13 protein-coding genes and 1 pseudogene are annotated in these 10,411 nt (G+C 55.1%); 6 read left to right on the forward strand and 8 right to left on the reverse strand.

The genetic code is table 11. The annotated features are described in order from the left end of the window. Positions 1 to 434, reverse strand: a pseudogene (locus tag K0F85_RS28530) (hypothetical protein); the annotation flags it as partial. Positions 435 to 831: 397 nt separating this feature from the next. Here K0F85_RS28530 and K0F85_RS02980 point away from each other — a divergent pair. The 3 genes from K0F85_RS02980 to K0F85_RS02990 all read left to right on the forward strand — a co-directional run bounded on the left by K0F85_RS02980 (position 832) and on the right by K0F85_RS02990 (position 2,576). Beyond that, complete coding sequence (locus K0F85_RS02980; RefSeq protein WP_219114460.1) at positions 832 to 1,365, forward strand: phage tail protein; 534 nt, start codon at positions 832 to 834, stop codon at positions 1,363 to 1,365. Positions 1,366 to 1,472: 107 nt separating this feature from the next. Continuing rightward, entirely contained in the window at positions 1,473 to 2,006 is a 534-nt protein-coding gene (locus K0F85_RS02985) for a phage tail protein (RefSeq protein ID WP_219114461.1), read from the forward strand. Positions 2,007 to 2,042: 36 nt separating this feature from the next. Beyond that, positions 2,043 to 2,576 carry a phage tail protein gene (locus tag K0F85_RS02990; protein ID WP_219114462.1) on the forward strand — a complete coding sequence of 178 codons (534 nt, stop codon included), beginning with the start codon at positions 2,043 to 2,045 and terminating at the stop codon, positions 2,574 to 2,576. 75 nt (positions 2,577 to 2,651) lie between these two features. On the opposite strand, the gene K0F85_RS02995 is transcribed toward K0F85_RS02990, so the two are convergent. After that, positions 2,652 to 2,942 carry a hypothetical protein gene (locus tag K0F85_RS02995; RefSeq protein ID WP_219114463.1) on the reverse strand — a complete coding sequence of 97 codons (291 nt, stop codon included), beginning with the start codon at positions 2,940 to 2,942 and terminating at the stop codon, positions 2,652 to 2,654. Between the two features lie 163 nt (positions 2,943 to 3,105). On the opposite strand from K0F85_RS02995, the gene K0F85_RS03000 reads away from it, so the two are divergent. Then, complete coding sequence (locus tag K0F85_RS03000; RefSeq protein ID WP_219114464.1) at positions 3,106 to 3,474, forward strand: hypothetical protein; 369 nt, start codon at positions 3,106 to 3,108, stop codon at positions 3,472 to 3,474. A 424-nt stretch (positions 3,475 to 3,898) separates the two neighbouring features. Here K0F85_RS03000 and K0F85_RS03005 read toward each other — a convergent pair whose 3' ends face one another. After that, the gene (locus tag K0F85_RS03005; RefSeq protein WP_219114465.1) at positions 3,899 to 4,780 is read right to left on the reverse strand and encodes a LysR family transcriptional regulator; all 882 of its coding nucleotides are present in this window, start codon (positions 4,778 to 4,780) and stop codon (positions 3,899 to 3,901) included. 88 nt (positions 4,781 to 4,868) lie between these two features. Between K0F85_RS03005 and K0F85_RS03010 the strand changes: the two genes are divergently transcribed. Beyond that, positions 4,869 to 5,477, forward strand: coding sequence for a short chain dehydrogenase (locus K0F85_RS03010; RefSeq protein ID WP_219114466.1), 609 nt, complete (start codon positions 4,869 to 4,871; stop codon positions 5,475 to 5,477). 294 nt (positions 5,478 to 5,771) lie between these two features. Here the strand turns inward: K0F85_RS03010 and K0F85_RS03015 are convergent, their stop codons facing one another. Both K0F85_RS03015 and K0F85_RS03020 read right to left on the reverse strand, forming a co-directional pair. After that, complete coding sequence (locus K0F85_RS03015) at positions 5,772 to 6,071, reverse strand: hypothetical protein (RefSeq protein WP_139144280.1); 300 nt, start codon at positions 6,069 to 6,071, stop codon at positions 5,772 to 5,774. 239 nt (positions 6,072 to 6,310) lie between these two features. Then, positions 6,311 to 6,850, reverse strand: a complete 540-nt coding sequence (locus K0F85_RS03020; protein WP_219114467.1) for a hypothetical protein — start codon at positions 6,848 to 6,850, stop codon at positions 6,311 to 6,313. 588 nt (positions 6,851 to 7,438) lie between these two features. On the opposite strand from K0F85_RS03020, the gene K0F85_RS03025 reads away from it, so the two are divergent. Continuing rightward, on the forward strand, positions 7,439 to 8,848 hold the full coding sequence (locus K0F85_RS03025) for a site-specific integrase (RefSeq protein WP_257572481.1): 1,410 nt from the start codon (positions 7,439 to 7,441) through the stop codon (positions 8,846 to 8,848). Positions 8,849 to 8,898: 50 nt separating this feature from the next. Here K0F85_RS03025 and K0F85_RS03030 read toward each other — a convergent pair whose 3' ends face one another. From K0F85_RS03030 to K0F85_RS03040, 3 genes are all read right to left on the reverse strand, one after another. Beyond that, positions 8,899 to 9,555 carry a hypothetical protein gene (locus K0F85_RS03030; RefSeq protein WP_219114468.1) on the reverse strand — a complete coding sequence of 219 codons (657 nt, stop codon included), beginning with the start codon at positions 9,553 to 9,555 and terminating at the stop codon, positions 8,899 to 8,901. Between the two features lie 57 nt (positions 9,556 to 9,612). Beyond that, a complete protein-coding gene (locus tag K0F85_RS03035; RefSeq protein ID WP_219114469.1) occupies positions 9,613 to 9,954 on the reverse strand; it encodes a hypothetical protein in 342 nt (113 codons plus the stop codon). Then, positions 9,951 to 10,411, reverse strand: a 461-nt coding sequence (locus K0F85_RS03040; protein ID WP_257572482.1) for a hypothetical protein, incomplete at its 5' end; no start/stop codon positions are given. The genes K0F85_RS03035 and K0F85_RS03040, both read right to left, overlap by 4 nt.

Raw genomic sequence — 10,411 nt, forward strand, 5'->3', positions numbered from 1 at the left:
GATGCCACGGCCACCGACGTTGCCGCGCCGCCGCTCAAACTCAGCGGGATCACGGTGGCACCGCTGCCATAGGCCACCGTGGCACTGACAGCGCCGGCAACGGGCGTACTGGGCATGATCGTGACGTTATACACGATGGGATAGCCATTTTCATCCTTGATGCTGAATGTGTCCGAGCTCGCAGCAAGGTTGGTGTTCGTGTACGACACAATGCTCGTGGCTACCATATTTCCGGTGATGACGCCGTTCACCGGCTCCGTACCCACTCCGCTCAGACCAAAACCGAGGCAGCTTACCAATGGCGGCTGGTTGTAATCATCGTTGAACGAGCCGCCTGCAGCGATGGTGAAGTTTCTGGGCGTCGGACATGCCGTGACGGCGGCGGCCTGATGCGAACACAAGGACAACAAGATAAACAGCACGGCCGCCGCCATGCGTCTCAGCCACGGTGACAGGGACAGGGCAAGCGGCGCACGACGCACGTCGGCAGACGGGAAATCCAGGCGACTGAAGGGTGTGGATGCACATCCAAATTTACTAAAATTTAGAAACATTATCGTCATCCTTCAATACATTGTTTGGAGGGAGGACCGGACCTGATCCGATACCATCATGACTACTGTTCATGCCAATTTCAGTCGCTGCTGCAGGGGTGGGAATAGCTCCCAATTTTATTGACGCTTGCATTGCATCAACGTATGCTACTACGAGTAGCAAATAAAGCAACTAAAAATCGTTGCCAAAAAAAGATACCTTAATGTCAATTGATTGCTGCCAATAAACGTACTGATTTGTGTTCCATTTAACAACAGTTATGGGGAGAGAAATGTCATGTCTGACGTCTTTGTAGGCCAAATCATGATGGCCGGTTTTGGCTTCGCACCAAAGGGATTTGCCTCTTGTAACGGGCAATTGATGCCGGTTCAACAGAATCAAGCCCTGTTTTCCCTGCTGGGGACGCAGTACGGTGGCAACGGACAATCAACCTTTGCCTTGCCCGACTTGCGCAGCCGCACGCCTTGTGGATCAGGAGCGTCTGCGGACGGGGGCTGGCAACCCGCCCCGCTCGTGCAAGGCATGCCTATCGGTGCGGAAACTATCACCTTGCTAGCCACCCAGCTTCCCGCACATAGCCATGCGGCCAGCGCGCTGACGAGCGCGGGCGCCATCAGGAATCCCGCCGGCGCACTGTATGCCGGCAGCGGCAGCGAATCGATTTATGTCGCCGCGTCGGGACCGCAAGTTCCACTATCGCAGCAGACGCTGGCTGGCGCAGGTGGCAACGGCTCGCATAACAATATGCAACCATTCCGTGTCATCAACTTCACCATAGCCTTGAACGGTGTCTACCCCTCGCGTAACTAAATACGCCTGACAACACCGTTGCGCGCGGCAGTGCCTTGTGGCCGCACAGCGCAGCCGGTTTTGGCAGGTGCTCCAAACCGTGTCCCGCCTTTTTACGGAGTACAGCCATGTCTGATTGTTATGTAGGTGAAATTCGCCAGTTTGCCTTTCCACGTATACCCACGGGGTGGTTTGCCTGTGACGGCAGCCTCAAGCCTATTGCTGAATATGAGGTACTGTTCATGTTGATCGGCACCACCTATGGTGGCGATGGTCAGACCACCTTTGGCGTGCCGGATTTGCGCGGCCAATTACCTATGCACCAGGGGCAAGGACCGGGTCTCACAGCGCGCATACTCGGCGAAAGCGGGGGCAGCGAACAAGTCACCTTAACAACAGCCCAGATTCCTCAACATACTCACGCCTATTTCGCCACCAACGCCACGGCGACTGCCGCAACGCCAGGGCCGACGCTGGCGCTGGGCGCTGCTACCAACGGTGACAATATGTACGCGACCAGTGGAACGGGCGCCGTGCCGGCGGCGCTGTCGAGCGTGGCCTGTGGCAACATGGGCGGCAATCAGCCGCATGAAAACTGCATGCCGACGCTGGCCGTGTCATTCTGCATTGCGTGGCAAGGCGTCTTTCCTTCGCCGGATTAACGACGGCTACCTACCCGACTTCACAGGAGAAAAATCGTGGCATCACCATTCATTGGCGAGATTCAGATTTTCGGTTTCAACTTTCCACCAGCAGGCTGGGCGCTGTGCAACGGCGCCACCTTGCCACTGCAGCAGTACACCACGCTATTTGCGCTGATTGGCACCACCTACGGCGGCAATGGCAGCACTACCTTCCAGCTGCCCAACCTGGCCGGCCGCGCGGCCTGCAGCCAGGGTACGCGACCAGGCCTGTCGCCACGCGACATCGGCCAGCCCTTCGGCAGCGCTGGCGTGACGCTGACGACGCAGGAATTGCCGGCGCACCGGCATGGCATGACGGTGAACCGCCAGCCGACAGTCGACCTGCAAAGCAATGTCCCGGTGGCAAACGCCCTGCTGTTGGCGCCAAGCAAGACGGTGTCCATGACAATCAGCACTACCCCTGACACCATGCTGGCGCCCAACGTCATCGGCGTGACCGGTGGGAGCGAGGCGCATGAGAACCGCCAACCTTTGCTGGCCTTGAACTACTGCATTGCACTGCAGGGAGAATTTCCCCGTTTCGATTGAACGCAGCGGGAGTGGGAACGGGGCAGGCGCATGGCCTGCCTCGCCGTTGTGTGCGCCAGCAACTGGCGCACAGGTCTAATTGAACACGGCCTGGTACAGGAAGCCGTGATTGTCACGTGCCACGGGCACCAGGAAAATCCCGACTTCGCCGAAAGCGTCATGCTGCAGCTGGAAAATTTTCTGCTGAAAAACGATGGCGGCGGCATTGCGGAAAAGCAGGCTGAATGGCGCACGCAGCATGCCCTGCAAGGTCGACGCCGGCAACGGCCTCGCCTCCACCAGGATGAACTGCGCGTTACCGTCGCTGACCGAGACAAACGTGTCATTCAGGCGCGGGGCGAAATGCTCAAGGGTCAGTATATCCATGGTGCGCTTCCGTGTTGGTAGAGACAGGACAGTGACTTATTCTAAATGAATCATTGTTGCATTGAAACTCTTTTTCTGCGGGAGCCGCAAGCTGGCGGCTCCCATCCGCCGCGGAACCTAGCACATCGCCTCCAGCAAGCCCGGTGCAAACTCGGCGCCATGCTTGTTCAAGTTCATCATCGGCGAACTGGGCCTGCACCAGGACAATCCTATCGTACAGCTCGACATGTCCAGCTACAAGACCGGACGGCGCGAGGTGCTGGCCACGCATGCGCAAGTGCAAGCGATACGCGAAGCCCGCATGATGAGCAAGGAACGCAAAGGCACGGGCTTGAGCATCCCGACGGCCAGCGGCCCCATGTTCGCCTGCATCATCGACATGTCCTACCTGCTGTGGGCACGCGGCATCGATATCCGCATGCTGAAAGAATCACAGATCGAAGATGGGCGGATCAGGATCAAGCCAAGCAAGACGCAAAAACCAGCGGCAAGGCCGTCGACATTATCGTCACGTCTGAGATTGCCGAAGTGATCGCTCGCGCCCGTGGACTGAAAATCAAGTATGGGCTGATCAGCCAGTTCGTGTTTCCGACGCAAAAGGGCGGCGCCTACACCCGCTCCGGCCTTGGTTCGATGTGGGATCGCGCACAGGAGCGCATTGGCATGAAGGATGACGTCGTATTCCGCGATATCCGGGCTTTGGCGGCCACGGATGCGGCACGGCGCGGCGCGGCGAGAACCGCAGCGACATTCAAAAGCGCCTGGTGCACACTTCGGGCAAGACCACGGATATCTACATCAAGGAAGTGATCGCGGATGTTTCCGAGATTCCGATGGCCTTACCCTGGCTTGAATAAAGCCCGACTTTTGCAAATAGCAGCCATCCTCTGCCAGCGCTGGATGACTGCTTTCGCCCCAAAGCGGAAGTGGGAAGTTCACTTTCTTAAACTACCGAGTCAATCAGCATACTTAACTGCAATTCCAGTCAGCCACTTTCTAAATGAGTTACCGTGAGACCTCCGGTGCCAGCCCGCAACAACTTCGAACTTTTGTGGTTCTGTGTCGAAGGAAATGGTTTTGAGCTGGCTAGAGACAGCAATCGCAGACGGCACAAACGCTACCACATCATTCGTATCGAAAAACGTACCCAGTGAGGTATAACAGGGTAACGTGGCTACCACTTCGCGTATAACGTTTTTTTGTTTCAGGAAAAAATCAACGGAATGTGGAAGATGACCGGCTCCACTAGCAAAATCCACGTGAGGAAAGTTGGCTAAATCTGAAACGTCCTTGATGCTCGAATAAATCTTTGAATTTCGGCCGACCACACATGAGTAAAGTTCACTTTTAATTGGCAATTTAATCAAGCCATCATCAACATACTCTGAGAATCCAAGCACCAAATCAGCATTGGCTTTTGCGAGTGCAACTTCATGCGACTTTACGTCGAAGTCGACTACACGTAAACGAACACCCGGAGCACTGCGCTGGATTTCGCGAAACAGTTTTGGGATAAGAGCAAGCTGCGCATATTCGTTTGCAATGATGGTGGCAACGCGTTGTGCCGAGCATGGTTCGAAGGGTACTTCGTTAAATACGTCATCAACATCCGCAAGAATTTGACTGAACTTTGTCGCCAGCTCCAAGGCAAAGTCTGTTGGCTTTATGCCACTACTCTGCCGCAAAAAAAGCTCATGCGGAAATGCCTCTCTAAGCTTTTTGAGATGGCTACTTACGGCTTGCTGAGACAAACCAACTTCCTCAGCAACTTTCGAAACGTTTCCCTCACGCACCAAGAGAAGGAAGATGCGCATTTGCTTAAGGTCCACCTTATCCATATTTTTTGTATCTCATACATTAGATAGATGATTTACATTGTATCACTCGAATCTTATGATGTCAGCTCCTCTATATCGCGAGACAATCATGAAAACAGTAATTCTTATTGGTGCCAAAGGCAAAATGGGTAAAGCCGCAGCGAGCGGCCTCAAAAACCATCGCGTAGTCACAGCCAGCCGAAGCGGCGAAGGCTGCGATTACAAGGTCGATATCACTGACAAAAAATCAATCAGTGACCTATTCAAGCAAGTCGGCGAATTCGATGCAGTCGTCAACACCGTTGGCTTCTGCGAGTACGCAGAGTTTGCGGACATGACCGACGAACAATGGAATACCACCATCCTAAGCAAGTTGATTGGCCAAATCAACTTAGTCAAGACTGGACTGGACTTCATTAAGGACAAAGGTTCCTTCACGCTGATTTCGGGGATTCTCAATGTGAAGCCGATACCGTTTGCGATTGCCGATGCTACTACTAGTGGCGCAATTGACACTTTTGTGAAATGCGTGGCGCACGAGTTGCCTCGCGGCATTCGAATTAACGTAGTTAATCCGACCGTGCTGGAAGAAGCTTGGGACGTGTATGGGGAAATGATGCCGGGCTTCCAGCCCGTTCCTGGCGTGTTAGTTGGTAAAGCTTTCGAGCGGTCCGTCGATGGCTTCATCACCGGACAAGTCCTGTTCGTAGACGCGTAAAAAGGCGTATAAACGAGTGCAATAGCTGACCCGATGCGTCTCCCCGGGTCAGCACGCCGGATTGCCCAGCGGACGCCTCACGCACCACAAACTCCAGGCGTTCCAACTGCTCGGCCAGCTTCGAGCACGAACTGGACATAGCCCAATGGCCGCTAACCGATGGTCCAATCGGTGAAAAATTGATGATTTGAACATTACTGAAAGCAAATAAGCTTCCAGTTACCTGCCGTTCGCGAGCGGCCGCTTGTGGCCGACTGCTGTCGTTGGCAGGTTCCGCCCCGAAGCGGACGACTGTTACTTGTTAGCTTTCCGGTCCAAGACTTCACCCAGAGAAGTGTCCGGGAACTTACGCCAGTCGCGAGGTTCCGTACTCCGGACAAGATTTTCAACAGCAGCCATGGCGTCGCTGTTCTCAACACCAACTGCTGTCGCGAGAACGTGATTCTGGGCATGCCGCTCTGAACGGTTCGCTCGTGCTTTAGCTAGCGGGATGCCTTTGCGTGAGGCCTTGCTGTTTTCACCGTACGTGTTGCGGCGGTCTTTCTCGTAGCTGAGGCACTTTTTCTCTTGAGGAGTTTTCGGTTGCACTGCCATCTATCTTTCCCTTTCACATCCATAACTGAAGGTCCGCTCTTGGCCGAACCCGGCCGTTCAGCTCAGCATAGCAGGTCGTCAGTACGAAAATCTAGCGAGTCCCACGACAGGCTGGATTCGCCCCGGAGCGGACCTTAGCACGGTGTCCTAGCAATCACATGACGCGCCGCTCCACATTCGCCCAACAGATTCTCTTGCGTCATTCGGGCCGATGCTCGACTTCAAACTCATCTGATTCCTTAACTTTCAGACCAGCTTCCTTCGCCATTTGAACAATCTCTGCCGATTTTTCCTCCGACATCAGCAGTGCGTAATACGCATCGTTTCCTAAGTCGAGATGAAGCAAACGGCCTCCCCCTGGGTTTGACCCAGGAGGAAAACTCTAGCAGTGCTCTCGGAACCGTCGTACGTGTTCCGCCTTGCAGGTGCCAGGTTTCGTTAATTCCGGCAACGGTAAGCAGTTCGTTCGCCTGCCATTCCACTTCCTCAGTGGCCTTCCAGTCGACTTGCAGCAAAACCCACTTGCCCCGCCGCTGCCCCTCGTCGTCGAGTATGCCGCTCTCGATTGCTTCACTTGTTGTATCGCCGCGCCCTAAATGTGAAATTACAAGCTTGGTTAAGCGCTGACTTTCCTCTGTTCCCAACTGCGCAGTTATGAGAGTAAGGAAACGTCTTAGGGCTTGTTTAGCCTGTGTAGATGCAGAAAAATATTCTTTCAGAATCTGTGCGTCCGAGAGGTTCTCGTCTTCTTCAACAGGTGGCTCAGGTGGGGCGGTCAAGTCCCGTCCCAAAAGTTTGCTAAGCAGCTTAAGCATTGGCAGTTAGATAAAGGTTGTTTGAGGAGTAGTTCGTGATGTCCGCTTCTGGCGCAGGCTGTGTAAAAACGTGAGGAAAAACCGTGAACAAAAAAATCGGCCTCTCAAAACGCTCGCTATGCGATTTTCTCAAGGTCAGGAAGGGTAACCCTACCCATGAAAATTTCAAGTTTTTGCGTTTTTACACAGCCTGGGCCGATAGCGGACATCGGCATGCTGCAACGAAAATCATACGTCATATAAACGGAAAAACCCAGCACCAATATTATACAAACGTATAATATACAGTACTGGGTTTCTATACAGCTTGCGCTGTAACTCCTTGATTCTAATGGTCGGGGCGAGAAGATTCGAACTTCCGACCCCATGCACCCCATGTGAAAAACGATGATTCCACGAGATTCCATATAGGACAGTTATTGCACATTTTATCCTTTAAAATCAATATCTTAAAAATTATTCAAGTAGCATAAAGTTCCAAGAGATACAATGCGAACTCAATAAACTGTAGGGGTAAATGTAGGGGTAAAAGTGCGCCACCTCCGACCCTTTATGAAAATGACAAAGCTCACACAACGCGCCCTTGAGGCTGTACCAGCAAGCCAATCGGGCGCCGTGCTCCGTGATGAGGGCGGCCTGTTTGGGCGGGTGCGTGCAAAATCAGACGGCACCATCGGCATCTCCTTCTACTACCGATATCGGTTCGATGGGAAATCCAAGGATGTATCGTGCGGCACCTGGCCAGCTGACAGCTTGGCGTCCATTCGATCCAAGCGCGACGAGGCGCGCGCGAAGGTCGCGGAAGGGTTGAATCCTGCCATTGAAAAGAAGCTGGCCCGGCACGAACGCCAGGAGGCGACTACGGCCAAGCTCGCCGCAGTTGAACTCCAGCGCGCCGCCAACCTCACCGTCCAGGATATGTTCGATGCATGGATAACTGACGGCGTGAGGCGCAAGGATGGCAACGCCATGCTCAAGCGCATGTTCGCCACCGACGTGCTGCCGGCGATAGGCGCCGTGGCCATCAAGGACGTCACCGAGCACCACTTGCGCGCCGTGCTGCGCGCCATGGTCGAGCGTGGGGTCAACAGGTCGGCCGTGATGCAGCGAAACAGCCTGACGCAAATGTTCGCCTGGGCCCGCAAGCGGCAGCCGTGGCGTAAGCTGATGGTCGAGGGCGATCCGATGGAACTGATCGAAATCGACAAGATCGTCAGCCCCGACTATGACCTCGACAATATGCGGGACCGCATCCTGTCGGCCGACGAGATCCGCGAGCTGCACACCATCATCGCCAGAATGCACACGGATTACGACGCCGCGCCGAACAAGCGCATCGTGCAGCAGCCGCTGGAAGCGACGACCGAGCGCGCTATCTGGATCATGCTGTCGACCATGTGCCGAGTCGGCGAAACCGCGAAGGCGCGCTGGGAGGATGTGGACCTGGCCGCCGGCACTTGGTTTATCCCGAAAGAGAACGTCAAGGACAACGTGGCCGACCTGACCGTCTACCTGTCGGCGTTCGCGCTGGACCAGTTTAAGCAACTGCACGCGCGCACCGGCCAAAGCGCTTGGTGCTTCCCTGCGCGGAACAACGAAGCCAACATCGAGGGCAAGTCGATCAGCAAGCAGGTCGGCGACCGTCAGTCGATGTTCAAGAAAAACAAGGATGGCACGCCGCGCGTACCACTGAAGAATCGACGCAGCGACGACACCCTAGTGCTGGCCGGTGGCAAGAATGGCGCGTGGACGCCACACGACTTGCGCCGCACGGGCGCGACGATGATGCAGGCGCTGGGCATTTCGCTAGAGCTGATCGACCGTTGCCAAAACCACGTGCTGCCGGGCAGCAAGGTACGGCGGCATTACATGCTGCATGACTATGCGGACGAGAAGCGGGCGGCTTGGGCGGCCCTGGGTGAGCGGCTAATGGTAGTGTTAGGCGGACCCGCTCAATTTTGAGCAGGTCATTGCGTGCGAGCGGCGCGAGGTTTGCTCTTATCTCCAAATATCTACCGGATGAAAAATAGGCAGCGCGCTCCCGATTCTTGCTGTGTCGATGGCGCTGATTGAGACTGAGCGCCCAATGCGAAGGCTATAGATATCACAGCCAAAATAGCAAAACCACCGACAAGATACTTAGAAACTTTTGAAATTAATTGAAAAGTTGGCTCGCCGGCCTTTACCGTTTTCCACTCCTCCTTCAACACTGCAGCAGCTGAATCCGATGCAATCTTAACCGCACCGAGAACTTCGGCAGGGCTAGCCGTGCTATCACCGGTAAGTTGACCAGTTTTCTGTATAGTCTCATCTAAATACGCGAGCAATTTTTGATGGTCGGGTTGACTAGCGTTCAGACGCAACAATATACGCTGGTAGCATTCGGCCACTTTCAAGCGAGCCTTTAAGCCGTCTTCGTCCTTAAAAAAAATGTTCTTATTCGGATGCTCCGGATCAAGCGCAAACGCCCGCTTTTCCTCAAGGAGTCGAATCATAATCCGCGTCGCAGCTAAAAACTGTGTCAGATCTTCCCTTAGGGAATCGATCCACGCTTGCCGAAAATCAGAGATTTTTCCTTCCTTTGATACGGTCAAACTAATTAACCCAACAATGGCTGCGATAAAAGCGGCGAAGATGGTGGCAGCAGGAATAAGAAATGGGATAGACATTCTAGAAGCATTTGGTTATTGAATTTAGAGTATCTCATACATCTCAATCCAACTAACCTATTCTTTGGAACTATCTGTAAGGCTATCCAACTTGGCGCTTTTGCTTCGAGACGCCAAAAGGCAGCCATCAATAACCGCCTCCAATTCCCCCTCGTACTTCCGGCCGCGCGGCCAGTCCCGTGCCAGCGCCAGGACGATCTCGCCATCCGTAGCCGCTGGCGGCAGCTGGTCGAACTCATAGGCCGGCCGCTGCGGCATCCACTTTACACATGGTGTAAAGACGGGAATTTCGACCCGCTGCGGCGCCAGCGGCGCGCTGCCGCAGCCGGCCAGCAGCACGACACACGAAATTGCCAAATTGCGAAATTGCGAATTATCGAAAGTTTTTCGTGTTTTCATCGCACGCCTTCCAGCAGCAGCCTGACGGCCGGCATAGATTCGTCGCAGGTATTGGCGCGCGCACCCGCGATCTGCGCCAGGGCAGCGTCATACTTCTTGCCTTTGGCAGCGGCGGCCGCCTGCGCCGCTGCACCGCGCTCCTGCGCCGCCAAGGTTGCCTTGGCCATGCCATCGATGGCGCGGTTTTGCTCGCCGATCGACGCGCGCAGCGCCGCGCTGGCGCCTTGCTCCTGCACCAGCGCAGCGCGCGCGGTGTCACGGTCGCCGGCTGCCAGCCACCAGCCCGTGCCAGTGGAGCTGGCCACCAGCAGCAGCGCGGCGGCCAGTACGATGGCGGCTGCCTTCCAGATCCCGCTGACGGCGCCGGCCGCCAACGCGCCCAGGGCGCTCACGGCCGCACCTGCAAGATGCCAGCGCGCGTGCCGTGGCGGTCGATGGTGATGATGCGGTTGATCGG

The sequence above is a fragment of the Janthinobacterium sp. UMAB-56 genome (assembly GCF_900095265.1).
Taxonomy (GTDB): Bacteria; Pseudomonadota; Gammaproteobacteria; order Burkholderiales; family Burkholderiaceae_D; genus Janthinobacterium.